Origin of the sequence: Streptomyces lunaelactis (assembly GCF_003054555.1) — a bacterium.
In the GTDB taxonomy this organism is placed as follows: domain Bacteria; phylum Actinomycetota; class Actinomycetes; order Streptomycetales; family Streptomycetaceae; genus Streptomyces; species Streptomyces lunaelactis.
The window spans coordinates 2641101-2666838 of record NZ_CP026304.1 but is presented as its reverse complement, the minus strand read 5'-3'; the positions used below and the strand labels follow the sequence as shown (position 1 = coordinate 2666838).

The 25738-nt window shown below is 68.4% G+C and carries 23 protein-coding genes; 9 read left to right on the top strand and 14 right to left on the bottom strand.

The genetic code is table 11. The features are described 5' to 3' along the window. Nucleotides 1-15: 15 nt before the first annotated feature. The 5 genes from fabF to SLUN_RS12110 form a co-directional block, all read right to left on the bottom strand. Nucleotides 16-1278 carry a beta-ketoacyl-ACP synthase II gene (gene fabF / locus SLUN_RS12130; protein ID WP_108148499.1) on the bottom strand — a complete coding sequence of 421 codons (1263 nt, stop codon included), beginning with the start codon at nt 1276-1278 and terminating at the stop codon, nt 16-18. Between the two features lie 78 nt (nt 1279-1356). Then, nucleotides 1357-1605, bottom strand: coding sequence for an acyl carrier protein (locus SLUN_RS12125; RefSeq protein WP_078077492.1), 249 nt, complete (start codon nt 1603-1605; stop codon nt 1357-1359). Nucleotides 1606-1659: 54 nt separating this feature from the next. After that, the gene (locus SLUN_RS12120; protein ID WP_108148498.1) at nt 1660-2661 is read right to left on the bottom strand and encodes a ketoacyl-ACP synthase III; all 1002 of its coding nucleotides are present in this window, start codon (nt 2659-2661) and stop codon (nt 1660-1662) included. A gap of 15 nt (nt 2662-2676) precedes the next feature. Further along, entirely contained in the window at nt 2677-3588 is a 912-nt protein-coding gene (locus SLUN_RS12115) for an ACP S-malonyltransferase (RefSeq protein WP_108148497.1), read from the bottom strand. A gap of 89 nt (nt 3589-3677) precedes the next feature. Next, nucleotides 3678-4862 (bottom strand): PucR family transcriptional regulator, encoded by a 1185-nt coding sequence (locus SLUN_RS12110; protein WP_108148496.1) that lies wholly within the window; start codon nt 4860-4862, stop codon nt 3678-3680. A gap of 137 nt (nt 4863-4999) precedes the next feature. Between SLUN_RS12110 and SLUN_RS12105 the strand changes: the two genes are divergently transcribed. The 6 genes from SLUN_RS12105 (at nt 5000) to SLUN_RS12080 (ending at nt 12500) form a co-directional block, all read left to right on the top strand. Continuing rightward, on the top strand, nt 5000-5653 hold the full coding sequence (locus SLUN_RS12105) for a pirin family protein (RefSeq protein ID WP_108148495.1): 654 nt from the start codon (nt 5000-5002) through the stop codon (nt 5651-5653). Between the two features lie 97 nt (nt 5654-5750). Next, entirely contained in the window at nt 5751-8252 is a 2502-nt protein-coding gene (gene hsdR / locus SLUN_RS12100; protein WP_108148494.1) for an EcoAI/FtnUII family type I restriction enzme subunit R, read from the top strand. Between the two features lie 85 nt (nt 8253-8337). Beyond that, nucleotides 8338-8937, top strand: a complete 600-nt coding sequence (locus SLUN_RS12095) for a type IV toxin-antitoxin system AbiEi family antitoxin domain-containing protein (protein ID WP_108148493.1) — start codon at nt 8338-8340, stop codon at nt 8935-8937. Next, nucleotides 8934-9851 (top strand): nucleotidyl transferase AbiEii/AbiGii toxin family protein, encoded by a 918-nt coding sequence (locus SLUN_RS12090; protein WP_257153710.1) that lies wholly within the window; start codon nt 8934-8936, stop codon nt 9849-9851. Before SLUN_RS12095 ends, SLUN_RS12090 begins: the two co-directional genes overlap by 4 nt. Nucleotide 9852: 1 nt before the next feature. Continuing rightward, the gene (locus SLUN_RS12085) at nt 9853-11361 is read left to right on the top strand and encodes a type I restriction-modification system subunit M (protein ID WP_108148492.1); all 1509 of its coding nucleotides are present in this window, start codon (nt 9853-9855) and stop codon (nt 11359-11361) included. Continuing rightward, entirely contained in the window at nt 11358-12500 is a 1143-nt protein-coding gene (locus SLUN_RS12080; protein WP_108148491.1) for a restriction endonuclease subunit S, read from the top strand. Before SLUN_RS12085 ends, SLUN_RS12080 begins: the two co-directional genes overlap by 4 nt. A 6-nt stretch (nt 12501-12506) precedes the next feature. Here the strand turns inward: SLUN_RS12080 and SLUN_RS12075 are convergent, their stop codons facing one another. From SLUN_RS12075 to SLUN_RS12050, 5 genes are all read right to left on the bottom strand, one after another. Then, complete coding sequence (locus tag SLUN_RS12075) at nt 12507-13169, bottom strand: JAB domain-containing protein (protein ID WP_217505135.1); 663 nt, start codon at nt 13167-13169, stop codon at nt 12507-12509. A 20-nt stretch (nt 13170-13189) separates the two neighbouring features. Continuing rightward, nucleotides 13190-14899 (bottom strand): DUF262 domain-containing protein, encoded by a 1710-nt coding sequence (locus SLUN_RS12070; protein ID WP_108148489.1) that lies wholly within the window; start codon nt 14897-14899, stop codon nt 13190-13192. A gap of 93 nt (nt 14900-14992) precedes the next feature. Further along, a complete protein-coding gene (locus SLUN_RS12065; RefSeq protein ID WP_108148488.1) occupies nt 14993-15187 on the bottom strand; it encodes a DUF397 domain-containing protein in 195 nt (64 codons plus the stop codon). Continuing rightward, on the bottom strand, nt 15171-15995 hold the full coding sequence (locus tag SLUN_RS12060; RefSeq protein WP_108154690.1) for a helix-turn-helix domain-containing protein: 825 nt from the start codon (nt 15993-15995) through the stop codon (nt 15171-15173). The genes SLUN_RS12065 and SLUN_RS12060 overlap by 17 nt, the downstream gene beginning before the upstream one ends. 357 nt (nt 15996-16352) lie before the next feature. Further along, nucleotides 16353-17174: a serine hydrolase domain-containing protein gene (locus SLUN_RS12050; RefSeq protein WP_108148487.1), complete on the bottom strand. Its 822-nt coding sequence runs from the start codon at nt 17172-17174 to the stop codon at nt 16353-16355. Nucleotides 17175-17303: 129 nt separating this feature from the next. Here SLUN_RS12050 and SLUN_RS12045 point away from each other — a divergent pair, with 129 nt between their 5' ends. Both SLUN_RS12045 and SLUN_RS12040 read left to right on the top strand, forming a co-directional pair. Next, on the top strand, nt 17304-17774 hold the full coding sequence (locus SLUN_RS12045; RefSeq protein WP_108148486.1) for a MerR family transcriptional regulator: 471 nt from the start codon (nt 17304-17306) through the stop codon (nt 17772-17774). A gap of 5 nt (nt 17775-17779) precedes the next feature. Beyond that, entirely contained in the window at nt 17780-18811 is a 1032-nt protein-coding gene (locus SLUN_RS12040; RefSeq protein ID WP_108148485.1) for an aldo/keto reductase, read from the top strand. A 59-nt stretch (nt 18812-18870) separates the two neighbouring features. On the opposite strand, the gene SLUN_RS12035 is transcribed toward SLUN_RS12040, so the two are convergent. Together SLUN_RS12035 and SLUN_RS12030 are read right to left on the bottom strand one after the other, a co-directional pair. Next, entirely contained in the window at nt 18871-19752 is an 882-nt protein-coding gene (locus SLUN_RS12035) for a DUF4429 domain-containing protein (RefSeq protein WP_175313239.1), read from the bottom strand. A gap of 76 nt (nt 19753-19828) precedes the next feature. Continuing rightward, nucleotides 19829-21040: an alpha/beta hydrolase gene (locus SLUN_RS12030; protein ID WP_108148483.1), complete on the bottom strand. Its 1212-nt coding sequence runs from the start codon at nt 21038-21040 to the stop codon at nt 19829-19831. 348 nt (nt 21041-21388) lie between these two features. On the opposite strand from SLUN_RS12030, the gene SLUN_RS12025 reads away from it, so the two are divergent. After that, nucleotides 21389-21757 carry a peptidase inhibitor family I36 protein gene (locus SLUN_RS12025; protein ID WP_108154689.1) on the top strand — a complete coding sequence of 123 codons (369 nt, stop codon included), beginning with the start codon at nt 21389-21391 and terminating at the stop codon, nt 21755-21757. Here SLUN_RS12025 and SLUN_RS12020 read toward each other — a convergent pair. Continuing rightward, nucleotides 21738-22538: a potassium channel family protein gene (locus SLUN_RS12020; protein ID WP_371413823.1), complete on the bottom strand. Its 801-nt coding sequence runs from the start codon at nt 22536-22538 to the stop codon at nt 21738-21740. The two genes, SLUN_RS12025 and SLUN_RS12020, sit on opposite strands and share 20 nt — an antisense overlap. Nucleotides 22539-22643: 105 nt before the next feature. Next, the gene (gene aceE / locus SLUN_RS12015) at nt 22644-25376 is read right to left on the bottom strand and encodes a pyruvate dehydrogenase (acetyl-transferring), homodimeric type (RefSeq protein ID WP_108148482.1); all 2733 of its coding nucleotides are present in this window, start codon (nt 25374-25376) and stop codon (nt 22644-22646) included. Nucleotides 25377-25738 lie beyond the last annotated feature (362 nt).

Sequence of the window (25738 nt, the reverse complement as noted above, 5' to 3'; positions counted from 1 at the left end):
GCGCCGGCCGCCGGGTCAGACCGTGCGGAACGCCAGAACCACGTTGTGGCCGCCGAAGCCGAACGAGTTGTTGATCGCCGCGATCGTCCCCTGCGGGAGCTCGCGCGGCTCGCCGCGGACGATGTCCGCGTCCACCGACTCGTCCAGGTTCTCGACATTGATCGTCGGCGGAGCCGTGCGGTGGTACAGCGCGAGCACCGTCGCCACCGTCTCGATGCCGCCCGCGCCACCCAGCAGGTGACCCGTCATCGACTTCGTACCGGAGACCGCGACATGGTCCAGCTCGTCGCCCAGGACCTTGCGCAGCGCCTTGATCTCGGCGATGTCGCCCTGCGGGGTCGACGTCGCGTGCGCGTTGAGGTGGACGACCTCCGACGGCTTGAGGTCCGTCGCGTCCAGCAGGTTCTGCAGGGCGGTCGCGATGCCGCGGCCCGTCGGCTCCGGCTGCGCGATGTGGTGGCTGTCCGCGGACAGACCCTGGCCCAGCACCTCGCAGTAGACCTTCGCGCCACGCTCGGCCGCGTGCTCCGCGGACTCGAGGATGACGACGCCCGCGCCCTCGCCGAGGACAAAGCCGTCACGCGCCTTGTCGTACGGGCGGGAGGCCTTCTCGGGCTCGTCGTTGTGCTTGGACATCGCCATCATGTTGGCGAACGCCGCGATCGGCAGCGGGTGGATCGCCGCCTCGGTGCCGCCCGCGACGACCACGTCGGCACGGCCGGTGCGGATCATCTCGACGGCGTAGCCGATGGCTTCGGCGCCCGACGCACACGCGGAGACCGGAGTGTGCACGCCCGCCTGGGCGTTCACCTCCAGGCCGACGTTGGCGGAGGGGCCGTTCGGCATGAGCATGGGAACGGTGTGCGGGGAGACGCGGCGTACGCCCTTCTCCTTGAGCACGTCGTACTGGTCGAGCAGAGTCGTCACGCCGCCGATGCCGGAGGCGATGACCGTGCCCAGCCGCTCGGGCCGGACCTTCTCGTCCTCGCCCGCCGGAGCGGTGTAGCCGGCGTCGGCCCATGCCTCGCGGGCCGCGATCAGCGCGAACTGCGCCGAGCGGTCCAGCTTGCGGGCCAGCGGGCGGGGCAGTACCTCGCCCGGGTCGACCGCGGCGAGCGCGGCGATACGGACCGGAAGGTCGGCGAAACGTTCGCCCTCGAGGGCTTTCACTCCCGAACGGCCGGCAAGCAGACCTTCCCAGGTCGATGCGCTGTCGCCACCCAGCGGTGTGGTTGCGCCGATACCGGTGACGACCACGGTGCGATTGGTCGAGCTCACAGGAATTCTTTCTCCACGTGTAGAGGGTGCTGAATTTTCACGGCGCCACCGCCAGGTGGCGACAAACGCGATTCAGGCTCAGGCCTGGTGCTTGGCGATGTAGTCCGCGGCGTCGCCGACGGTCTTCAGGTTCTTGACGTCGTCGTCCGGGATCTTGACGTCGAAGCGCTCTTCGGCGGCGACGACGACCTCGACCATGGACAGCGAGTCGACGTCCAGGTCGTCGGTGAAGGACTTGTCCAGCTGGACGTCCTCGACCGGGATACCGGCGATCTCGTTGACGATCTCCGCGAGACCGGTAACGATCTCTTCCTGAGTGGCGGCCATGTGGCGCTCCTTCGTTTTGTTTCAGAGGTGTGGCGTCCGGAAGATCCGGTGTGCCTAGGGGAGGGTAACGACCGTCGCGGCGTAGACGAGACCCGCCCCGAAGCCGATGACGAGCGCGGTGTCACCGCTCTTCGCCGCCCCGGTCGCCAGAAGCCGCTCCATAGCGAGCGGGATCGAGGCGGCCGAGGTGTTGCCGGTGGTCTCCACGTCACGGGCGACCGTGACGTGCGCCGGCAGCTTCAGAGTCTTCACCATCGAATCGATGATCCGCATATTCGCCTGGTGCGGAATGAAGACGTCCAGGTCGTCCGCGCTGATCCCGGCCGCGTCCAGCGCCTGCTGGGCGACCTTGGCCATCTCGAACACGGCCCAGCGGAAGACCGCCTGGCCTTCCTGCGTGATCGCCGGAAACTTCTCCGGCCTGCCGTTGCGGTAGTCGTCCCACGGCACGGTCTGCTTGATGGTCTCGGACTTGTCGCCCTCGGAGCCCCAGACCGTCGGGCCGATCTTCGGCACGTCGGAGGGGCCGACGACGACCGCGCCCGCACCGTCGCCGAACAGGAAGGCCGTCGCGCGGTCCTCCAGGTCGGTCAGGTCGCTGAGCCGCTCGACGCCGATGACGAGCACGTACTCGGCGGAACCTTCCACCACCATGCCCTTGGCGAGCGTCAGGCCGTAGCCGAAGCCCGCGCAGCCTGCCGAGATGTCGAACGCGGCCGGCTTGTTGGCGCCGATCTTGTCCGCGATCTCGGTGGCGACGGCCGGGGTCTGCTTGAAGTGCGAGACGGTGGAGACGATCACGCCGCCGATCTGCTGCGGGGTGATCCCGGAGTCGGCGATGGCCTTGCCGGAGGCCTCGATGGACATCATGGCCACGGTCTCCTCGGGGGAGGCCCAGTGGCGGGTCGCGATGCCCGAGCGCGAGCGGATCCACTCGTCGGAGGAGTCGATCGTCTCGAGGATCACCTCGTTGGGCACGACTCGGGTGGGGCGGTAGCCGCCGACACCCATGATGCGTGCGTACGGGGCGCCCTGGCTGGGCTTGATCTTCGACATGCTCTACGGCTCCTGTCAGGAAGAGTGCTCGGCGACGAGCGTGCGGGCCGCGTCGAGGTCGTCGGGGGTCTTGAGCGCGAGCGTCCGCACACCCGGCAGGGCGCGCTTGGCGAGGCCGGTCAGCGTGCCGCCGGGGCAGACCTCGATCAGGGCCGTGACGCCCTGCTCCTTGAAGCTCTCCATGCACAGGTCCCAGCGGACCGGGTTGGCGACCTGGCCGACCAGACGGGAGATGACCTCGTCGCCGCCTGCGACGGTCCGCCCGTCCTTGTTCGAGACGTACGGCAGGGCCGGGTCGGCGACCGTGAGGCCGGCGGCGGCCTCCTGAAGGGTCGCCACCGCGGGCGCCATGTGGTGCGTGTGGAACGCGCCGGCCACCTTCAGAGCGATGACGCGTGCCTTCTCCGGCTTGTCCTCGGCGAGCGCCGCGAGCTGCTCGGCGGTGCCGGCGGCGACGATCTGACCGGCGCCGTTCACGTTCGCCGCGGTCAGACCGAGCTTCTCGAGGTGGGCGACGACCTGCTCGGGGTCGCCGCCGAGTACGGCCGACATGCCGGTCTCGGTGACCGCGGCGGCCTCGGCCATGGCCAGGCCTCGCGTGCGTACGAAACCGAGCGCGGCGGAGTCGTCGATGACACCCGCGAGAACGGCGGCCGTGATCTCGCCGACGCTGTGTCCGGCGACGGCGCCGGGCGAGACATCACCCAGCGCGGCGGCCGACAGCAGGCCGGCGGCGACGAGGAGCGGCTGCGCCACGGCGGTGTCGCGGATTTCGTCCGCGTCGGCCTTCGTGCCGTAGTGGGCAAGGTCGAGCCCGATGGCGTCGGACCAGGCCGCGATGCGGTCGGCGGCGCCGGGGAGGTCGAGCCAGGGAGTCAGGAAGCCGGGCGTCTGAGCGCCTTGGCCGGGAGCGACGAGTACGAGCACCCTCACACTCTCTCTTGTGGACGGCCCCAACCGCCCGTGGGGACAGGGACGAAGAACCGTCAGGGGAATTGTTGGTGTTCGACAAAAGTCTAGGACTGCGTATCTCCGTCGGCCAGACGCCCGAGGATGAGCGCGATCCGCAGTGTGAACGCGGAGCGAACATCGGAGGGTGACCAGCCGGTGACGTCGGTCACACGTCGCAGCCGGTAGCGCACGGTGTTGGGGTGTACGAAGAGCATGCGGGCCGCGCCCTCAAGGCTGCTCGCCTGCTCCAGATAGACACTCAGAGTCTCCAGGAGCGCCGAGCCCGCCTCCTCCAGCGGTCTGTAGATCTCCTCCACCAACTGCTCGCGCGCGGCAGGGTCCGAGGCAATCGCGCGCTCCGGCAGCAGGTCGTCCGCGAGAACCGGGCGCGGGGCGTCCTGCCAGGCGAGGCCCGCCTTGAGCCCGGCGGCGGCGGCCTGCGCGGACCGGGTCGCGGCGAGCAGGTCGGGGACGACGGGGCCCGCGACCACGGACCCTGCGGCATAGGGGCCGATCAGAGCCTTGGCGACCTGAAGCGGATTGTCGCTGCCGCCCGCGATGACGACGAGCCGGTCGCCGAGGACTCCGGTGAGGACCTGGAGCTTGGCGTGCCGGGCGGCCCGGCGGATGGCCTCGACGGTGAGTTCGCTGTCGCCGTCGGGTGCGGTGCCGAGGATGACGCAGACATGCTCGGGGGAGTTCCAGCCGAGCGCGGCGGCGCGGGAGACGGCGCCCTCGTCGGCCTCACCGGAGAGCACGGCGTTCACGACGAGGGATTCGAGCCGGGCGTCCCAGGCGCCGCGGGCCTCGGCGGCCTGCGCGTACACCTGGGCGGTGGCGAAGGCGATCTCCCGGGCGTAGACGAGCAGCGCCTCGCGCAGGACCGACTCGTCGCCGGGGGCGGCGACCTCGTCGATCGCGGTCTCCATGACCTCGATGGTGGTGCGCACCATCTCGACGGTCTGGCGCAGGGTGATGGCCCGGGTCAGCTCGCGCGGAGCCGTACCGAAGACATCGGTCGAGATCGCCTGGGGGGTCTCCGGATGCCGGAACCACTCGGTGAACGCGGCGATACCGGCCTGGGCGACCAGACCGATCCAGGACCGGTTCTCCGGGGGCATCGCCCGGTACCAGGGCAGCGTCGCGTCCATACGTGCGATGGCGTTCGCGGCGAGCCGCCCGGAGGACTGCTCCAGGCGGCGAAGAGTCGCGGAATGCGGGTGGGCGGCGTTCGCTGCAGGTTCGGGCACGGGACAAGACTGCCTTATCGGGACGGGTGTGCGGAGCGTCGGGGCGTTCCTTGTCCACGCGCCGCGTGGACCGCCCCGTCCGGTGAACCCGCCGCGTCCGGCGAACCGGGCGACTGCCGCAGGGCTACGGTGAGGCTGTGACTGACGTACGGCGCTCCGCCGACCGCTATCGCGGCGGCGACCCCGCCTCCGGCATCGAGTCCCTGCACGCCTTCTCCTTCGGGCGCTTCTACGACCCGGACAACCTCCGCTTCGGCGCCGTACTCGCCTGCAACGAGGAACGCCTCGCGCCCGGTGCCGGCTTCGACGAGCATCCGCACAGCCACACCGAGATCGTCACCTGGGTCGTCGAGGGCGAGCTCACACACCGCGACTCGCAGGGCCACGCGACGCTGGTGCGGCCCGGGGACGTCCAGCGGCTCAGCTCGGCCGGCGGCGTACGGCATGTGGAGCGCAACGACGGGGACCTGCCCCTGGTCTTCGTGCAGATGTGGCTCGCGCCGCTGTCACCGGGCGGCGATCCGTCGTACGAGATCGTGCACGGCATCGCGGACTCGACGCCGTACGCCCTCCCGCAGGCGGGCGCGATGCTCCACGTGCGCCGGCTCACCCCGGGCGAGCGCACCGCCGTACCGGACGCGGCCGCCGTGTACATCCATGTGGTGCGGGGCGAAGTCCGTCTGGGAGAAACGGAGTTGGGGCCGGGTGACTCGGTGCGGATCACAGACGCTGACGGCCTGGTGCTGGCTGCGGCGGGGACTGCCGAGGTCCTGCTCTGGGAACTCGGTTAAGGCGTGCGCGGGTTGCCACTGGCCCCGCGACGTAGAAGATCCAGGTGATTTCGCTGTCCGGACTCCTTTGTCAGAGCCATGCAGTACACCTGTTTCCATGGGGATTGACGCGTACAAGTTGAATGAGGATGAGACCTGCAAGCGGTTCGTCCTCCCCGCTCTCCGGGTAGCGGGGTGGAGCGAGAAGCAGATTCGTCCGCAGTACCGGATCAACGACGGTCGACTGGTGCCGACCCGCAGGCGCCACAAGAGGGGGGCGGCGCTTGCCGCCGACTACGTGCTGGAGTACGTCCCCGATGTGCCGATCGCCGTAGTGGAGGCCAAGCGGTACCGCCTCAGCGAGGAGAACGGGGTGGAGCAGGCGCGCCGTTACGCGCGCAAGCTGGGACTGTCTTTCGCGTATGCCACCAATGGGCGGAACATCGTGGAGATCGACTTCAGCGCCGAGAAGCCGGTCATCAGGCCCGTCGAGCGGTTCCCCTCCCCCGATGAGTTGTGGGCGCGCTTCCTGCGCGATCAGGGGGTTCGCGGTACCGAGGCGGGCGAGGAGTTGATGTCCGCAGCGTACGACTACACCCTCCGCAACACTGACAACACGGTGAAGCGCCCGCGCTACTACCAGCGGGTCGCCATTACCAGGGCACTTGCCGCCCTCGCCCGCGATGAGCGCCGAATCCTGCTGGTGCTGGCGACCGGGACGGGCAAGACCATGCTCGCCCTTCAGCTGGTCGCCCGGCTCTCCAAGGCGCCGGGGGCGTTCGGCGGACGCAAGCCCCGCGTGCTCTACCTTGCCGACCGCAACATGCTGGTCGACGATCCCAAGGACCGCTACTTCCTGCCGGTCTTCGGAGAGGACGACGTCTACAAGATCGGTGGTGGCGAGGCCAAGCGCGGCCGGAAGATCTACTTCGCGCTCTACCAGTCCCTGGAACAGGGGGACGCCCAGTCGGAGTTGTTCCGGGAGTACCCGCCGGACTACTTCGACATCGTCATCGTGGACGAGTGCCACCGGGGAAGCGCGAGCAGCAACTCGCGGTGGCGCAAGGTCCTGGAGCACTTCGAGCCTGCTGTGCAGATCGGGCTGACCGCGACGCCGGTCAGGGACGGGGGTAAACAGACCGACACGTTCGAGTACTTCGGCAACCCCGTCTACTCGTACTCGCTCAGGGACGGTATCGAGGACGGTTTCCTCTCGCCCTACCGTGTGCGCAGAGTCCGGCTGAACGTGGACGTGGAGGGCTACCTTCCCGAGCCGGGCAAGAAGGACGTCTACGGTCAGGTGATCCCTCCCGATCTCTATGGGCCCAAGGAGTTCGAGCGGGTCATGGTGATCCTGGAGCGGACCGAGACGGCGGCGCACTACCTCATCGACTACCTCCGTAAGAACGCGGAGGACGGGAGGCTGGGCAAGACGCTCGTCTTCTGCGAGGACATTGAGCACGCCGGGCGGATGCGCACCGCGCTGCACAACATCGCCTCCGAGGAGGTCAACGTACTGCCGGACTTCGTCAAGCGCATCACCAGCGCCGACCTACCTCACGTCGGTGGGTCCCTGGAGGAGTTCCGGAAGGCGGACTCCAGTCAGCCTGTCATCGCGGTCACCTCCCGACTGCTGTCGACGGGTGTGGACCTGCCCGCCGTACGGAACGTGGTGCTGTTCCGGCGGATTGTCTCCATGCCCGAGTTCAAGCAGGTCATCGGGCGTGGCACCCGGCTGTGCCCGGAGATCGGCAAAGAGTCCTTCGACATCATCGACTTTGTGGAGGCGACCCTGCTCTTCGAGGACAGGTCATTCGACGGCCCGCCGCTGAGGCTGCTCGAGGAGACGGCCGACGAGCAGGGCGCGCTGGTTGATGTCGAGGACATCACTCCGCCCGCCGAGGAGCCGGATGACTACGACGGAGATGTGGTCGCCGAGCCGCAGGCCGAGTACGAGGAGCAGGACGGCGGCTCGTTCGGCCTGGGCGGGGGCGATGGCGACACGGTGACCGACGAGGACGAGATCGATCGCATCCAGGCGCGCGGCAAGCGGTACCGGGTGAGCGGTGTCGACGTCTACAAGATGGGTGAGCGGCGCTATCAGCTCGCCGACGACGGCCTGACCATGCGGCTGGTGAGTATCGAGCAGTGGGTGCACAACCAGGTGCTCGAACTCGACCTGGATCCCGCGCAGCTGCGTACGCAGTGGGCGCGGGCCAAGAGCCGTGCCGCGCTGATGGAGGCGCTGCGGGAGGCGGACATCGATGTGGAGGAATTGCCTGAGGAGCTGGGCAAGCCCGACGTGGACCCGGTGGACCTGCTGGTCAGCGTTGCCTGGGAGGGACTAGCGGTGGTGAGCCGGGACGAGCGGCTTACGTGGTTCCGCCGGGAGCACGAGGAATTCATGGACTCCTTCGGGGAGCGGGCCCGTGAGGTGCTGGAGGCGATGCTGGTGAAGTTCGCCGAGGAGGGCTCGCCGCAGCTGAAGGTGGACACGCTGAAGGTGCCGCCCTTCGACTCGATGGGCCGTGTGGTGGACCTGGCCGGGCGGTTCGGCGGTGCCCGGCAGGCGCACGAGGCCATCGACGAGCTGGCGGCGCGGCTGCTGACGGTCGTATAACTGAAAGGTGACTTTAGTTTTACGATAAGATATGGCGCAAAACTAAAGTCGCCTATGAGTTTCACGACGATGCTAAGGTGAGACGGTGCTCAGAGACCGTACGGACAGCCGCGCAGCCCTCTGGCGGACCGCCGCCGGCCAGCGCGGCTACTTCACCGCTGCGCAGGCGATGGACGCCGGGTACTCCTACCAGGCCCAGCGCTACCACGCCCAGCACGGCAACTGGCTCGTGGTCGACCGCGCCCTCTACCGCTTCCGGGAGTTCTCCGACCTGCCGGGCGAGGGTGACGAACAGCTGGTGCGCTGGTGGCTGTGGAGCAAGGGGCGGGCGGTGGTCTCGCACGCCACCGCCCTCGCGGTCCATGACCTCGGTACGGCCAACCCGTCCCGTATCCACCTCACCGTGCCGCGCGGCTTCCGGCAGAAGTCGGACGCTGTGATCCTGCACCGCGCGGAACTGCCTGAGTCGGACGTGGAGGACCGGATGGGTTACCGGGTGACGACCCCGCTGCGGGCACTCGTGGAGTGCGCGGCCGACGACGACGACCAGGACGTCCTCGACGGGGCCGTGGCCGAGGCGCTGGAGCAGGGCATCGTGACCCGCCGGAAGCTGTTGCATGCAGCACAACTGATGGGCTCGCGCGCGGAGCTGGGCGTGGAACGAGCGCTTGGGGCAGTTTCGTGACCGGCCGCTACCGTGATGCCACCGCCCTGCGCCGTGCGCTGGAAGCCCGGCTGAAACAGGACGCCGACGAGTCCGGTACCGACCTGGGCCGTCGCCGGCGCCTCGTTGTCTTCGACCGCATGGCGGCACGTCTCGCGGAGGACGCGGCAGGCGGCTGGGTCCTCAAGGGTGGTGCGGTGATGGAGTTCCGGCTCACCGGGCGGGCCCGCACCACCAAGGACCTGGACCTGGCGCTTCGGCCCGAGGACGGTTCGGAGGCGGACGGGAGCGAGGCCCGTGAGTTGCTGATCGATGCCTTGGCTGTCGACCTCGACGGCGACGGGTTCCGCTTCCGTGTCGGTGCGCCCGTGCCGTTGGGAGCTGATACGGCCGGGCGGGGCGGCTGGCGGTTCTCCGTCGAGGCCCACCTCGCGGGGAAGCTGTTCGCGGGCGTCCGGGTGGACGTGGTGGACCGGGGCGAGGAGATCGCCCGGACAGAACGCCTCCCGCTTCCCAACACCCTTGGTTTCGCCGGGACCCCGCAGCGTGCGATAGAGGCCGTAGACCGCCGCCAGCACTTCGCGGAGAAACTTCACGCCTTCACCCGCGACTATGGCGACCGACCCAATACGCGGGTCAAGGACCTGGTGGACCTCGTACTGCTCGCCGAGGACGGCCTTGCGGGTGATGCGGCGCTCGTGGAGGTCGTGCGGCACGTCTTCGCGGTGCGCGCCACACACGAGATTCCGGACGAACTCCCGGATCCGCCGCCTCGGTGGCGCGAAAGTTACCCGGAGCTGGCGCAGGAGCTGGCCACCGAAATCCCGCCGACGCTCGACGCGGCACTCGCGCTGGTGCGCGGGCTGTGGGCGGCGGCGCTCGCCGATGAACCACGTACCTCTTCTCGACCCGAACAGAAGGACCGGCTGAGCTGACATGGCAGCGAACAAGAAGAAAACGGCGGAGAAGTCCTCCAGCACCTCACGGACACGCCTCGCGTCCCTGATCAAGTCCGCGCGCGACACGATGCGCAAGGACGCCGGGATGAACGGCGACCTGGACCGGCTGCCGCAGTTGTCCTGGCTGCTCTTCCTCAAGGCGTTCGACGAGCGCGTCGAGCAGGAGGGCGAGGCGCTGGACCCGGACGGGTACCGGCGGGCGATCGAGGAGCCGTACCGCTGGGAGGATTGGGCAACCGACCCGGACTTCAGCGGCGACGAGCTGAAGTCGTTCGTCAACGAGAAGCTCATCCCGCATCTGGCCGGGCTGGTCGGCGACGACGCGGACGACCCGCGCAACGTCATCTCGACCATCTTCAAGGACGTCGTCAACCGTATGCAGTCGGGCACGCTGCTGCGGGACTTGGTCAATATCGCCAACCAGATCCACTTCGTCTCGTCGGACGACATCCACACGATGGCGTTCGTCTATGAGTCGATCCTCAAGGAGATGCGCGACGCGGCCGGCGACTCGGGTGAGTTCTACACCCCGCGCCCGGTCAACCGCTTCATGGTCCAGCAGTCCTTCCTCAAGCTGGGTGACGCGATCCTCGACCCGGCGAGTGGCACGGGTGGCTTCCTGGTCCAGGCGTACGAGGAACTGAAGGGCCAGATCAATACGGACACCCAGCGCAGGCGACTGCACGCGGACATCAGGGGCATCGAGAAGAAGCCGCTGCCTTACCTGCTGGGCTCGATGAACCTGCTACTGCACGGCATCGATGCACCGCACGTCAGGCGCGGCAACTCGCTTCTGGAGATGCGGAACTCCAGCGCCGCCGACAAGGTGGACGTGGTCCTCACCAACCCGCCTTTCGGCGGTGAGGAGGAGTCGACGGTCGTCAAGGCATTCCCGGACGGCTTCCGGACTCAGGAGACGGCCTGGCTCTTCCTCTACTCAATCCTCGACCAGCTCAAGCTCGGCGGCCGGTGCGCGATCGTTCTGCCCAACGGCAGTCTGTTCGCGACGGGCGAGAACTCCATCGGCGCGAAGATCAAGAAGAAGCTGATGAAGGACTGCAACCTTCACACGGTCGTCCGCCTCCCGCAGGGCGTCTTTGCGCCCTACACCCAGATCCCGTCCAACATCCTCTTCTTCGAGAAGACCGGTCCGACGAAGGACGTCTGGTTCTACGAGGTCCCGCTCCCAGAAGGGCGCCGGGGCTACACCAAGACGAAGCCCATGCGGATCGAGGAGTTCGAGCCGTGCACCGAGTGGTGGGGCGGCGAGAAGCGCGAGGGCCGTGAGGTGGGCGAACAGGCGTGGGTCGTCCCGGCAGCGGACATCATCGCCTCCGGCTTCAACCTCGACATCGCCAACCCGCACGTGGGTGACGACTTGGCACACCGGACACCGGAGGAGCTGGTGGACGAGCTCGTGAAGACGGAAACGGAGATCCTGGCGTTGCTGAAGGAACTGCGCACGGGGCTGGGGGAGCAGCGATGACTCTCACTGATTACGCCGTGGACGACGTGATCACCCTGGTCCGGCGGCCAGTTCTCCCCGAGGCGGACAAGGAGTACCGCGAGATCGGTATTCGTTCCTTCGGTAACGGGATCTTTCACAAGGAACCCGTCCCTGGCCACGAGATCGCCTCCAAAAAGGTGTTCCGGGTTGAACCGAATGACCTTGTTTTCAGCAACGTCTTTGCGTGGGAGGGGGCAGTTGCGATTGCCTCCGAAGCCGAAAAGGAAATGATCGGCTCGCACCGGTTCATGACGTACCGCGTGAATGGACAGGTTGCCGACGCTCGATATCTGCTCCCGTACTTCTACGGAGGGCCGGGGCTGGAAGTGATCCGCCATGCTTCGCCGGGATCAGCGGGGCGCAACCGGACGCTCGGCATCAAGACGTTTGGTGCGAAGCGAGTGACTCTGCCCGACCTGGCTGAGCAGAGCCGCGTCGCTGACAAGCTCGTCGCTGCCATGAGCGGTCTGGATAGGGTGAACTCGCTAATGTCACATGCCGAGTTGTTGCACCCTCAAATTCTTGCCTCTCTCGTCCCTGGAGGAATCAAAGAGGTAAATCTGTCGACAGTTCTGATACGCGTGAAACGGCCTGTCGGGCTGAAGGACGATACCTCATACCGGTTCCTGGGAGTTAGGTGGTACGCGAAAGGTCCGTTCGTTCGTGAGGTGAAGCAGGGGAGGGAAGTGGCTGCTGACACCGCATACCGAGTCGAGGATGGGGATTTCATTTACAATCGCCTCTTCGGCTGGAAGGGGTCCTTCGGGTGTATTACTCCCGAGCTAGATGGTGCCCACGTATCGAACGAGTTCCCAACGTTTCGCGTAGAGGCCAGCTTGGCGTCTTTGGAGTACGTCATGCTGCTCTTTCGAGTCCCCGCGCTGTGGGAGTCCGCCCTGGCGAGAAGCAGTGGCAGTACGCCGGGAAGCCGTAACAGGCTGAAGGAACAAGAATTGCTAGCGATGAAGATCCCACTTCCATCTTTGGAGGAGCAGGCGGAGATCGTGCGTCGGGCAAACGCCATCATCGCTGCGTCAAGGCGTGCCCAATGGCTCTCGGAAACGTCTGCGGCGCTCCGTAGATCACTCCTCAATGCTGCATTCGCGGGGCAGCTGTAACCGACGTCAGTCGGTTGGCACGTGCCGCCATCCCCCGTCCGTGACCACCACGTGGTCCAGGAAGTGCAGGCCGACCGCCGCCGCACCCGCCGCGAGGCGGGTTGTTGTCCGGCGGTCGGCCTCGCTGGGGTCGGTGCGGCCCGTGGGGTGGTTGTGGGCCACGCCGAAGGACGCGCCGCCCGCCGCAAGGACCAGGGCGAGGACGTCGCGGACCGGGAGCAGGCTGCGGTCCGAGGCGCCCTCGGTGAGGACGGTCGTACGGAGGACCGTGCCCGCCCCGTCGCAGATGACCACGACCACGCGCTCATGGCGCAGGCCGCGGAGGAGGGGAACGACCGCAGCCGCCAAGTCGGCCGAGCCACCGATCCGTTGGCGGGCCTCCCGCGAAGGAGGCGCGGCCCGCCGGCCCAGTTGGAACGCCGCCGCGACCCGGGCCGCCTTCGCCGGGCCGACCCCGGCCAGGCCCGCCGCCAACTCGTGCGCGGGGAGCCGGGACAGTTCGTACAGCCCGCCGTGCCGGGTGATCAGCCGTCCGGCCAGTTCCACGGCGTCCTGACCGGGCACCCCGGCCCCCAGCAACAGCGCCAGCAGTTCACGGTCGGACAGTGCCTCGGCGCCGCGCGCCAGCAGCCGCTCGCGTGGCCGGTCCCGGGCCGGCACGTCCCGCATGCGCACCGCCCCGCACCCTCTCAGTCCACCGAGTCGCGGTCGAGAGGCTCAGAGCCGGAGTCGGCGGCTACTGGAGGGTCGGGCTCGACGTCAGGGGTCGGGACCGACGATTCCCCGCCCCCGCTGCTCCCCGACGCAGAACCGATGAGCTCAATCAGCCGCTGGTGCAGCGTCTCCGAGCGGGCACGCAGGAAACCGTCGTAATCGTCCCGCAAGGCGGCCTGATACGCGTCCTCTTCGATCAGGCAAGTGCGCAGCCGGGCCCGCAGCACGTCCTCGCCGTGCCAGTCGGCCAGGTCCTTGAGGTAGGCGGAAGGCCGGCGGTCGGAGATCCAGTTGTTGGTGATGGCGCTGAGCATGATCAGGTTGCCGCAGACATTCGCCTTTCCTGCGGTAACCCCCTGATTCTTCAGGTACGCGCGCGGGAAGAAGTGGTGGAACTGCTTCCCGTTCTGCCAGGACAGCGCGTCGGCGACGTCGATGACGCGACCCGTGTTCAGGTCGAGTGGCTTCTCGTACGACATGAGCAGGACCAGGAGTTTGCTGGGCGCGTTCTGCCGGGAGAACTGCGAGCGCTGCCACAGGACGCTGCGGGGGAGCGCGGCCCCCGTCTCGATCTCCGTCGAGCGGCCCGCCGCGAACTCCGTGACCGCCATCAGATCCGGCCCCATCTGAGACTCCCGCCAGCCCTTGAAGTACTCGCCGCTCGCCGTCAGCCAGAACCACCGGGTCACCGCGTCGTACTGTGCGGCCGTCGGCTTGGGAAGCTGCCTGAACAGCTCGACCAGGACCGCGAACTGGTTGTAGTAGGGCAGTGCCTCGGCCTGCGGGGTGCGGATTTGGGTGGAGAGGAAGTCCACGGCACATGCCGCTGCCTTGCCCGCCTCGGCGACGGCCGCCTGGAGCTGCTGCCGGTTCAGACCGCGCAACTCGTGGATGGACCTGGTGGAGAAGCCGACCCCGGCCGCGGCCGCGATCGTCCGCAGCATGGTCTTCGCATCCACCCGGCCGTACTTCTTGGCATCGAGGACCTGGAGCAGCTGCTCGATCTCGTCCTTGAGGTCGAAGTCCTCGGACCAGGTGCCCGCCCGGATCAGGTCCACGATGTCCATGGATGTGCCCGTGCTGTTGATGCGCTCGAAGATTCGGGCCGAGTCGTCGCCGGATACATCGAGGAGGGTCACGACCGGTACCTGGTAGTGCGTGAACTGATCGCTCAACGCCTCAGCGCGGCACTGGAGTTCCTCGTCCGGGTTCTCTCGCCTGATCCAGGACATCATAGCGGTTACCGAGGTGAGATGCCGTATCGGCATGATGTGTGGACCGGTCGGCGATTCCTCCGTGAGGTGCAGGAATTCCTCGCGCTCCAGGTCGTACGCGATCTCCCATATCGGTCCGGAACCGTGCAGCGCACCTACCAGGCTGGCGAGCCGCTGCTGGCCGTCGAGTACGTAGTGCACCGGGGCACCATCGTGCTGCGAGACGGTGTCCAGGCCCGCGATCTCATGCCCGCTGGCCAGCTTCGTGGTGGTGCGCCACATGAGGAGGCTGCCAATGGGGTAGTTGCGGCGCACTGAGTCAAGCAGGTACAGGACCTGCTGCGGGGTCCAGACGAACGCCCGCTGGAACTTCGGTAAAACGATGTCTCCGGCCAGGACCCGCGAGGCGAGTGAGGTGATCGGCGCAATCGTCGGCTCGGGCGCGCGTACCTGTGCCGGTGACGTCCCCATCGTTTACCACCCCTGGTCGCCGTACTCGAACAGCTGAAACAGCTATGGGAACGATCGTAGGGGGCACCACTGACAATCCGACGGGTCGGCGGTCTACCGGAGTCCATCCACGAAGGTGCGCCAGGTGTCCGCGCCGAGGATCAGGACGGGGCCGGCAGGGTTCTTGCTGTCGCGGACCGGGATGGCACCGGGGAAGCCATCGGCCACCTCGACGCAGTCGCCGCCGCTGGTGCCGCTGTATGACGACTTCCGCCACCGCGCTCCGGTCAGGTCATGACTGGTCCCCATAACGTTCCTCCATCACGCGAGCGATCAGTGCCGCCGAGTCCTCGGGGGAGAGGGCTGTGGCTTGCAGGCGAGCGTAACCGACCGAACGCTCTTTGATCACTTGCGGATTGGCGGTCATGTGGCCCTGGTCGTAGCTCTCCACGTAGAACAGGTCGGGGTCGTCGTCGAACCTGAGGAGGTTGAACGACCCCATCATTCCCGTGTGCTGGCCGACGGAGAACGGAAGCACCTGGACCTGTACCCACGGTTCGTCGCGGAAGTCCAACAAGCGTGCCAGTTGCTGACGCATGACGTCACGGCCGCCGACTTCCTGAAGCAGCGCGGCCTCGCTCAGTACGACCCACAGGGCCGGCGGCTGGTCGCGCTCCAGGATCCGCTGGCGGTCCAGCCGGGCCGCCACCATCTCGTCGACCATGCCGGGGTGGTCGACGCCGAGCAGCGCCCGCGCGTACTCCTCCGTCTGCAGCAGCCCGTACACCAGCTGTGCCTGGTACGTGGAGATGTACGCGGCGCGGGCCTCCATTTCCGCGTACGGCTGGAACCAGGTCGGCAGCTGGCTGCGCAGGACCAGGCCGACCAGGCGCGAGAACACCCCGTCCGTGCCGAGTGCGGCGTCCACCCGCTCGGAGAAGTCGCGGGTCGGGATCTTCTTCGTGGTCTCGATTTGGCCGACCAGGGAACCCGTGCAGAAGATGATGTCGCCGAGCTGCCCCTGCTTGAGGTCGCTGGCCTCTCTCTGGCGACGGAGCTCCCAGCCGTAGTAGTCCAGCGGGGACGCGCTGGGGTCGAGTGATTGAACATTGGCCACGGCGGGCACCTCCGGCCTGCAACGCCTCGCGGCGTTCGTTTCGGTATGTAGCCGAGCGTAACCATCTCGTCGCACGCTGGTGGCATGAATCACACAACCGATCTGCAGACGGCGGACGTTGAGACGGTATACCGCGCCGACTTCGCCGTGGGTGAGCACTTGGCGCGGCATCTGCGCCGCATCCTGCGCCTGTACCTCACCGGCTGGGACCTGCTTGATGTGGCCGACGTGGCAGAGCTGGCGCTGACCGAGCTGATCGCGAACGTCGTACGGCATGTCCCCGGCCGCCGCTGTCAGACCTGCATTCTGCCCCAGGCCGGCGGCGCGCGGACGGCGCGGCTTGAGGCTCGGTGTCTCTCAGTGCCCGGAGGCGATCTCCGCCAGCACCGCGTCCGTGAACGACGGCCACGCTTCGACCGCCCACGGCCCGAACGCCCGGTCCGCGAGCGCCACGCACGCCGCCCCCGCATCCGGGTCGATCCACAGGAACGTGCCCGACTGGCCGAAGTGGCCGAAGGTACGCGGCGAGGACGAACTGCCCGTCCAGTGAGGGGACTTGGCGTCCCGGATCTCGAAGCCGAGACCCCAGTCGTTGGACTTCTGATGGCCGTAGCCGGGCAGGATGCCGGACAGGCCGGGATGGACGACCGTCATCGCATCGAGGACCGTACGGGCATCGAGCAGCCGCGGCGCCTGCACCTCGGCGGCGAACCTCACCAGGTCATCGACCGTCGAGACGCCGTCCCTGGCGGGCGAGCCGTCCAGCGTCGTCGACGTCATCCCCAGCGGCTCAAGCACCGCCTGGTGGAGATAGTCGGCGAAGGGGATCTCCGTCGCCTTGGCGATGTGGTCGCCGAGCACCTCGAAGCCCGCGTTGGAGTACAGCCGCCGGGTGCCGGGCGCGGCGGCCACCCGGTGCTCGTCGAAGGCGAGTCCCGAGGTGTGGGCCAGCAGATGGCGGACCGTCGAGCCCTCAGGACCGGCCGGCTCGTCGAGCTCGATCGCCCCCTCCTCGTACGCCACGAGCGCCGCGTACGCCGCGAGCGGCTTGGTGACGGAGGCCAGCGGGAAACGGTGCGAGGCCGGGCCGTACGAACCGGCGACGGTTCCGTCCGCTCGTACGACGGCGGCCGCCGCGGTGGGTACCGGCCAGTTCTCGATCATCGCCAGGCTCTGCATGCGTACGAGCCTAAGGGTTCCCCGAGAGGCTCATGCGCCGGAGGCTGATCGGCGGTGGGCGAAAGATTCCATCGGTTTCCACCGGATTCGCTTGCTTCGAGTGCACTCGAAGGTTCTAGCGTTGAGGGCATGACGCTGATCGAGACCAAGCTGATCGAGACCGAGCGGCCCCGGACGGACATCTGCGTGTCGGCACCCCCGGCGCATCCGCGCCCCGACGGGCAGGACCGCTACACGATCAGCGAGGTCGTCGCCTTCACCGGGCTCACCGCGCACACCCTGCGCTGGTACGAGCGGATCGGGCTGATGCCGCACGTCGACCGCTCGAACACGGGACAGCGGCGCTTCACCAACCGCGACCTGAACTGGCTCGGCTTCGTCGGCAAGCTGCGGCTGACCGGGATGCCGGTCGCGGACATGGTCCGCTACGCCGAGCTGGTGCGGGAGGGCGAGCACACCTTCGAGGCACGGCAGGAGCTGCTGCAGCAGACGCGGCGCGACGTGCGTTCACGCATCGCGGAGCTCCAGGACACGCTCGCCGTGCTGGACCACAAGATCGACTTTTATGCGGACGCCCGGCGGGCGTCGGAGAGGCTCTGAACCTGATGTCTGAATCCTTGACGAGCGGCAGCAAGATCGCACAGGTGCGGCTCGGGACCGGCGGACCGCTGGTCGGTGTACAGGGCCTGGGCTGCATGGGCATGAGCGAGTTCTACGGAGCCACGGACGAGGCGGCGGCCAGGGACACCCTGGAGGCGGCGCTCGATGCGGGCGTCACCTTCTTCGACACCGCGGATGTGTACGGGCGGGGGGCCAACGAGGAGTTCCTCGCACCGTTCGTCGGTGCGCACCGCGACGAGATCACCCTGGCCACGAAGTTCGCCATAGAGCGGACGGATGACCCGCACTACCGGGGCATCCGCAACGACGCCGCGTACATCCGCAAGGCCGTCGAGGACAGCCTGCGGCGGCTGAGGACCGACGTCATCGACGTGTACTACATGCACCGCCGCGACCCGCTCGTGCCGTTTGCCGAGTCCGTCGGCGCGATGGCCGAACTGGTGGAGCGGGGCCTTGTCAAGCACCTGGGGCTGAGCGAGGTCACCGGAGCGGAGCTGCGCGAGGCGCACGCCGTGCACCCGATCACGGCCCTGCAGTCGGAGTGGTCGCTGTTCAGCCGGGACGTGGAGCGCAGCGCGGTGGGTGCGGCGGCGGAGCTCGGTGTCGCCTTCGTGCCGTACTCGCCGCTCGGCCGCGGCTTCCTGACCGGAGCCTTCGCGGACGCCCGCAAGGACCTGTCGGCCGACGACTTCCGTCAGTACCAGCCGCGGTTCACCGGCGACAACGCCAGGACCAACGCGGCGCTCCTCGAGCCCGTACACAAGATCGCTGCGGCGCACGGGGCGACGGCGGCGCAGGTCGCTCTCGCCTGGGTGCAGCAGCAGGCCGAAGTGCACTCGCTCGCGGCGGTGGTCCCGATCCCCGGCACCCGCAGGAGCAGCCGGCTGCTGGAGAACGTCGGGGCGACCCGGCTGACGCTGACCGAGGAGGAGCTGGCGGTGCTGGAGCCGATCGCCGGGCAGGTGGCGGGGGACCGCTACCCGGACATGTCCTCGACGTCGGCGGCGCGCGAGTAGGACGCGACCTCGTACCCCGGTACGAGGTGGGGCGCCTCATAGACTCACGCCTCAAGGACTCACAGCTCCGCGAGCAGCTGCGACTTCTTCGTACTGAACTCCTCGTCGGTCACCAGACCCGCCCGGTGCAGCTCCCCTAGGTGCCGGATCCGCTCCGCGATGTCCGCCGGGTCGCGGCGGCCCGGCCGCACGGCCGGAGCCGGCGTCGCGTCCGCGTTCCGTACGGACTCCAGCACCGCCGCCGCGAACGGCAGCGATTCGTGCACCGGCCCGTAGCCCAGCCCGAAGACCACCGCCGCCGGATCCTGGTCCGCCTGCGCGGGCTGCGGCACCGCGTCCCCCGAGTCGGGGCCCGATCCGGCGCCGCGCCCCAGCAGCCGCAGATACCCGTCGAAGACCTCGGGCGAGCGCCACTCGACGCCGCTCAGTTCCGTCACCGGGAAACTCTGGTCCCCCGCCTTCCACTTGGCGGACGACGCTCCCGTCCAGAACCAGCGGAAGGAGACGTGCGATCCGTCGAAGGACGCCTTTCCGTCGTACGCCTTGAAGTTCAGCGGCGCTTCGGGCGCGGCCACGGCGTACCGCTCGGCCGGCTTGTCGGCGTCCGGTCCGAGCAGCGCCCGCAACTCGTCGGCGTAGTACTCGGCGAGCGTCTCGCGCTCCGCGGGCAGCACCAGCCGGTACGGGTCGCAGCCCTCCTTCAGCTGTCCCGCCGCGGCCTCCATCAGCGGATCCGCGCCGGGTCTGGGCACTGCGTGCAGGACCACCGTCCCGCGCTTGCCCGGGGAGAGGGTCACCGACGTCAACGCCTCGTGGGGGATGCGGCGTTCGCGCAGCGCCGAGAAGAGCTTCGGCGTACGGATCCCCCGTTCGAAGCGGATGAGCACGGAGTCGGTTTCGAACTCCCAGGTGGCTTGAATTCCGGCCAGCACATCACCCATGTGCCTCATCGTATGCGGCGGGCGGCCGTGCGTCGCCCTTCGGCCCCGACCCCGGGCCCACGACGCTCTACGCGCGTCAGGCCGCTGCCTCGCCGGAAATACCACTGCGGCATGTGTCACCGCTGCTCGCACAGGTCACGCTGCTGTACGAACCGACGCCTATCTCGGCGAAGTTGCTGAGACTCTCCGTTCCCGGCTCGAAATAGCCCGCGTGGCCGCCCGCGCCGGCCGCCGACACGACCCGCGCCCCGAACTCCGGTGTCATCGGGTCCTCGCCGTGCCCGAGCCCGCCGACCTCCAGATGCGGAACGCCCTGGATCCAGTCGTCGCTGTCCCGCATGGCCCACACCCGCGCCCGGGAGCGCAGCCCCGCCACGCTCTCGGCCCGCATACCCGGGCTGCCCGCCACCGCGATGTCGCTCACCCGGTCCGGCAGCTGACGCGCGGCGACCCCGCAGACCACGGAGCCGTAGCTGTGGCAGATCAGCGCGACCTCGGAGCTGCCGGGCAGCGCGGAGGTGAGCGCGGTCAGCCGCACCGCACCGAGCTCGGCGAGCCTGCCTATGGCCGAGTCCATGCCGACGCCGACAGGCGCGGTGTAGTCGGCCCAGGCGATGACGGCGGTACGCGTACGGGGCGAGGCGGCCCGCTCGGCGGCGTACAGCGACTGCGCCATGCCGACGGGCGCCGAGTACTTCCGGGCGGACTTCTGGAAGGTGAGCAGATTGGTGTCGACGCCGGGGACGATCACCGAGACGCGCTGGGCGCGGTCGAGGTCGCCGAAGACCTCGGCGACCTTGCCGGGGCCCGACGGATCGAAGGCGAGGATCTGCCGGTCGGCGCTCATGAGCGCCTCGAAGCGGTTCATACGGCGCACCGCTTCCCGGTGGCCGTCCGCGGTGAGGTTGGTGTCGTTCACGCGCTTGTGCTCCAACTGGAGCGATCGCGCGAGGGTGTTGCGGTTCGCGCGGTAGCGCAGAGTCGCCGGGGCGCCGTTGAGATTGCCGACGACGAGGGGGTACCGGTCGGCGATCCGGGCCCGCTGGGCGCTGCCGAGCGAGGTGAAGAAAGCGGCGAGGCGCTGAGGCGTCGAGTCGGCGCCGGGCAGCGCGCGCGCACCGATCCGGGCTTTCGCCCAGCCGGCCAGTTCGGCCTCGAGAGCGTCGCGGGGGCCGCCCTGATGGCGTACGGCGGTCCAGCCGCTCGAGGCCAGCATGACGAACACGACCGCGAGGGCGAGCAGAGCGCGCCACACGGTCAGGGTGGGGGAGGAGTCGAAGGAAGTCACTGCGGGACACCCTAGGAGACGTGCGAGGGAGCTCGCGAAGACCGTGAGGCAGATCACGTGGTGAGGGCGAAATGAGAGGAAAGGCGTCACGTTGCGTGCGCCCGGGGCGTACGCTCCGGCGTGCTTTCGCGGTGCGTCCTGCCCCAGGGCCGGCCGGTCACCTGCATCACCCCGCTGAACCGCGCGGCCCGCATCTGACGTCAACCTCGTGCACACGACAGCCCCGCCGGGCGGTTCCGGCGGGGCTGTCGCCTATCCGGGTGATGTGCTCCCGACCCCCTTCCCGCACGCCCGGACCGCAGGTCACGATGCGGTCAAGTGATCAGTACGACACGGGGGCTGACCGACATGCGCAAGACCGTCACGGCCGGAGTCCTGGCCGCAGCAGTACTCATGCCGCTCATGGCACAGACCGCCACCGCCTCGCCGCCCCGGCTCGGGGAGTGCGCGGCGGGCGAGCTCTGCCTGTGGGAGAAGGGGAACTTCAAGGGCGCCCGCCGGACCCATGAGCTCTCCGGCACCGACATCGAGAGCTGTGTGCTGCTGCCGCCCGGCACCACGGCACAGGCCCTCGCCAACCGGACCGGCCGTCCCGTCACCACCTACCAGTCCGCCGAATGCGAAGAAACGGGCGAGTTCGAGACCTACCCGGGCGGCGGCACCTGGGTGCCCCAGTCCCCGTACCAGGTAAGGGCGTTCAAGGTCTGGGAGAGGTAACTGAGGGGTCGGGCGCGCTCTGCGCCGGTACCGGGGCGGCGGCCCCGGTACCGCCCGACAGCCGTCCGACCTCCGCCCGCAGTTCCTTGACCTCCACCATCAGCGCCTCGAGGAGCGCCGTCCGGCGGCGCTCCTCCGCGTCGTCCCGCTCGAAGCGGGAGATGAACCACGCCGCGATATTGGCGGTGACGACACCGAGCAGCGCGATTCCCGAGAGCATCAGCCCGACCGCGAGCACCCGCCCCAGACCCGTCGTCGGCGCGTGATCGCCGTACCCGACCGTCGTCATCGTCGTGAACGACCACCACACCGCGTCACCCAGCGTCTTGATGTTCCCGCCGGGTGCGTCCCGCTCCACATGGAGCACGGCCAGCGAGCCGAACATCATCAGCCCCACCACCGCGCCGCCGACATAGGTCGTCAGCGTGATCTGCGGCGCCATCCCGGCCCGCCTGCCCACCAGCAGCAGCGTGGAGACGACCCGCAGCAGCCGCAGCGGCTGCACCAGCGGCAGCAGCACCGCGACCAGATCCAGCGGATGGCTGCGTACGAAGAGCCACTTGTACGGCGCCAGCGCCAGCCGCATGAGGTAGTCGACGGCGAAGGAGCCCCACACCACCCACTCGGTGACCGTGCACGCCGTGTGCACCCAGCTGTTGGCGCCGGGCGCCACGATCGGCACTGCATACGCGACGGCGAACGCCAGGGCGAGCGCGAGCAGGGGTGTATGCATGCGCTGTTCCCACCGGACCTGCGCTGTTCGCTGCTTCATGCCGAGCATGTTAGAGACGCGTAAGGGCGGCGGCCCCCATCGGGCCCGCCGCCCTTACGCGCACGTATGAACTGCTACGCGTCTATGAACGACTACGCGTCCATCCGCGAACGACTACGCGTCGCCGCCGGCCGCACCCGGCTCGGCCGCGGCCACGTCCAGCAACTGGTAGCGGTCCACCGCCTGCTTCAGCACCGAGCGGTCGACCTTCCCGTCCCGCGCGAGCTCGGTGAGCACCGCGAGCACGATCGACTGCGCGTCGATGTGGAAGAAGCGACGGGCCGCACCACGCGTGTCCGCGAAGCCGAAGCCGTCCGCGCCCAGCGACTGGTACGTGCCGGGCACCCAGCGCGAGATCTGGTCCGGGACCGAGCGCATCCAGTCCGAGACCGCGACGAACGGGCCCTCGGCGGCGGCGAGCTTCTGCGTCACGTACGGGACGCGCTGCTCCTCCTCGGGGTGGAGCAGGTTGTGCTGCTCCACATCGACGGCCTCGCGGCGCAGCTCGTTCCAGGACGTCGCCGACCAGACATCGGCCCTGACGTTCCACTCCTCGGCGAGAATCCGCTGGGCCTCGACGGCCCACGGCACGGCGACACCCGATGCCATGATCTGCGCCGGGATCGCACCGGCCTCGCCCGCCTTGAAGCGGTGGATGCCCTTGAGGATGCCGTCGACGTCGACATCGGCCGGCTCGGCCGGGTGCTGGATCGGCTCGTTGTAGACGGTGAGGTAGTAGAAGACGTCCTCGCTGTCGGGGCCGTACATCCGGCGCAGACCGTCCTTGACGATATGCGCGATCTCGAAGCCGAAGGCCGGGTCGTACGCGACACAGCCCGGGTTGGTCGACGCGAGCAGCTGCGAGTGGCCGTCCGCGTGCTGCAGACCTTCACCGGTCAGCGTCGTACGCCCGGCGGTCGCACCCAGTACAAAGCCGCGCGCGAGCTGGTCGGCCATCTGCCAGAACTGGTCGCCGGTCCGCTGGAAACCGAACATCGAGTAGAAGACATAGACCGGGATCAGCGGCTCGCCGTGCGTGGCGTACGCGGAACCGGCGGCGATCAGCGATGCCGTACAGCCCGCCTCGGAGATGCCGTCGTGCAGCATCTGCCCGGTCGGCGACTCCTTGTACGCGAGCAGCAGCTCGCGGTCCACCGCCTCGTACTGCTGGCCCAGCGGGTTGTAGATCTTGGCGCTCGGGAAGAACGCGTCCATGCCGAAGGTGCGGTACTCGTCGGGGGCGATCAGCACGAAGCGCTTGCCGATCTCCTTGTCCCGCATGAGGTCCTTCAGGATGCGGACGAACGCCATGGTCGTGGCGATCGACTGCTGGCCCGAGCCCTTCTTGGCGGCCGCGTACGTCTTGTCCTCGGGCAGAACCAGCGGCTTCGCGCGCACCACACGGGTCGGCACATAGCCGCCGCACGCCTTGCGGTGGTCGTGCATGTACTGGATCTCTTCGGAGTTCCGGCCCGGGTGGTAGTACGGCGGCGCGCCGTTCTCCAGCTGCTGGTCCGTGATCGGGAGGTGCAGCCGGTCGCGGAAGCCCTTGAGGTCGTCGACCGTCAGCTTCTTCATCTGGTGGGTCGCGTTGCGGCCCTCGAAGTTCGGACCCAGCGTCCAGCCCTTGATGGTCTGCGCGAGGATCACGGTCGGCTGGCCCTTGTGCTCCTTGGCCGCCGTGTAGGCCGCGAAGACCTTCCTGTGGTCGTGACCGCCGCGTCCCAGGTGCAGGATCTGCTCGTCGGTCATGCCCTCGACCATCGTGCGCAGCCGCTGGTCGCCGCCGAAGAAGTGCTTGCGGATGTACCCGCCGGTCTCGGTGGCGTACGTCTGGAACTGGCCGTCCGGCGTGGTGTTCATCTTGTTGACCAGCACGCCGTCGCGGTCCTGCGCGAGCAGCGGGTCCCAGGAGCGGTCCCAGACCAGCTTGATGACGTTCCAGCCGGCGCCGCGGAACTGCGACTCCAGCTCCTGGATGATCTTGCCGTTGCCGCGTACCGGACCGTCGAGGCGCTGCAGATTGCAGTTCACGACGAAGGTGAGGTTGTCCAGGCCCTCACGGGCGGCGATGGAGAGCTGGCCGAGCGACTCGGGCTCGTCCATCTCGCCGTCGCCGAGGTAGGCCCAGACATGCGACGCGGAGGTGTCGGCGATGCCGCGGGCCTCCATGTAGCGGTTCATCCGCGCCTGGTAGATCGCGCCGAGGGGGCCAAGGCCCATCGAGACGGTCGGGAACTCCCAGAAGTCCGGCATCAGCCGCGGGTGCGGGTAGCTGGAGAGGCCGTTGGGTGCTTTGGACTTCTCCTGGCGGAAGGCGTCGAGCTGCGCCTCGCTCAGTCGGTCGAGCAGGAACGCGCGGGCGTAGATACCGGGGGACGCGTGGCCCTGGAAGAAGATCTGGTCGCCGCCGTCGCCCCCGTCCTTGCCGCGGAAGAAGTGGTTGAAGCCCACGTCGTAGAGGGACGCGGAGGAGGCGAAGGTGGCGATGTGGCCGCCGACCCCGATACCCGGGCGCTGCGCGCGGGAGACCATCACCGCGGCGTTCCAGCGGGTCGCGTTGAGGATCTTGCGCTCGATCTCCTCGTTGCCGGGGAAGAACGGCTCGTCCTTGGTGGCGATGGTGTTGACGTAGTCCGTGCTGCGCATCTCGGGCACGGCCACGCGCTTCTCGCGGGCCCGCTCGATCAGGCGGAGCATCAGGTAGCGGGCGCGCTCCCGGCCCCGCTCGTCGACGGCGGCGTCGAGGGAGTCCAGCCACTCCTGGGTCTCTTCAGGATCGAAGTCCGGGACCTGGCTGGGAAGGCCGCCAATGATGATCGGGTTGCGATCGGATCCGGAAGCCACGCTGTTCCTTCACTGTTCGGTGGTTCTGCCTCTACGGGACGTACGGAAGTACGGGATGTCTGCGCGGTGTCGCACCGCCTCCATCGTGTACCGCGAGGAGGCAAACGTCATCTCTACCGAGGGGTAACCCGGGTTCTCACGGACATCCGGCCCGAAGCCCGGTTCCGGCCCCGGTCAAATCGCAATCTTATGCCCAAGCCGCCACTGCGTTCCGTTTGACTGTTCGGTTCTGATTGACGTACCGATGGGGCAGAAAGCCGCAAAGATGGTCGAATGGTGTGGCGTCCATTATGAGAGGGGCTCGGGCATGCCTGGAGTTGCGTCGAGACGGCCGTAAACGTCACCGTTTCGGCGGTCTGGAC

What these genes read in the sequence shown, in the direction of transcription:
- SLUN_RS12075 (WP_217505135.1), bottom strand. Translation starts at nt 13,169, where the DNA reads ATGCGGGACGTGCCGGCCCGGGACCGGCCACGCGAGCGGCTGCTGGCG.
- SLUN_RS12120 (WP_108148498.1), bottom strand. Translation starts at nt 2,661, where the DNA reads ATGTCGAAGATCAAGCCCAGCCAGGGCGCCCCGTACGCACGCATCATG.
- SLUN_RS12125 (WP_078077492.1), bottom strand. Translation starts at nt 1,605, where the DNA reads ATGGCCGCCACTCAGGAAGAGATCGTTACCGGTCTCGCGGAGATCGTC.
- SLUN_RS12080 (WP_108148491.1), top strand. Translation starts at nt 11,358, where the DNA reads ATGACTCTCACTGATTACGCCGTGGACGACGTGATCACCCTGGTCCGG.
- SLUN_RS12020 (WP_371413823.1), bottom strand. Translation starts at nt 22,538, where the DNA reads ATGCTCGGCATGAAGCAGCGAACAGCGCAGGTCCGGTGGGAACAGCGC.
- SLUN_RS12045 (WP_108148486.1), top strand. Translation starts at nt 17,304, where the DNA reads ATGACGCTGATCGAGACCAAGCTGATCGAGACCGAGCGGCCCCGGACG.
- SLUN_RS12025 (WP_108154689.1), top strand. Translation starts at nt 21,389, where the DNA reads ATGCGCAAGACCGTCACGGCCGGAGTCCTGGCCGCAGCAGTACTCATG.
- SLUN_RS12065 (WP_108148488.1), bottom strand. Translation starts at nt 15,187, where the DNA reads ATGGGGACCAGTCATGACCTGACCGGAGCGCGGTGGCGGAAGTCGTCA.
- SLUN_RS12035 (WP_175313239.1), bottom strand. Translation starts at nt 19,752, where the DNA reads ATGGGTGATGTGCTGGCCGGAATTCAAGCCACCTGGGAGTTCGAAACC.
- hsdR (WP_108148494.1), top strand. Translation starts at nt 5,751, where the DNA reads ATGGGGATTGACGCGTACAAGTTGAATGAGGATGAGACCTGCAAGCGG.
- SLUN_RS12050 (WP_108148487.1), bottom strand. Translation starts at nt 17,174, where the DNA reads ATGCAGAGCCTGGCGATGATCGAGAACTGGCCGGTACCCACCGCGGCG.
- SLUN_RS12070 (WP_108148489.1), bottom strand. Translation starts at nt 14,899, where the DNA reads ATGGGGACGTCACCGGCACAGGTACGCGCGCCCGAGCCGACGATTGCG.
- SLUN_RS12040 (WP_108148485.1), top strand. Translation starts at nt 17,780, where the DNA reads ATGTCTGAATCCTTGACGAGCGGCAGCAAGATCGCACAGGTGCGGCTC.
- SLUN_RS12085 (WP_108148492.1), top strand. Translation starts at nt 9,853, where the DNA reads ATGGCAGCGAACAAGAAGAAAACGGCGGAGAAGTCCTCCAGCACCTCA.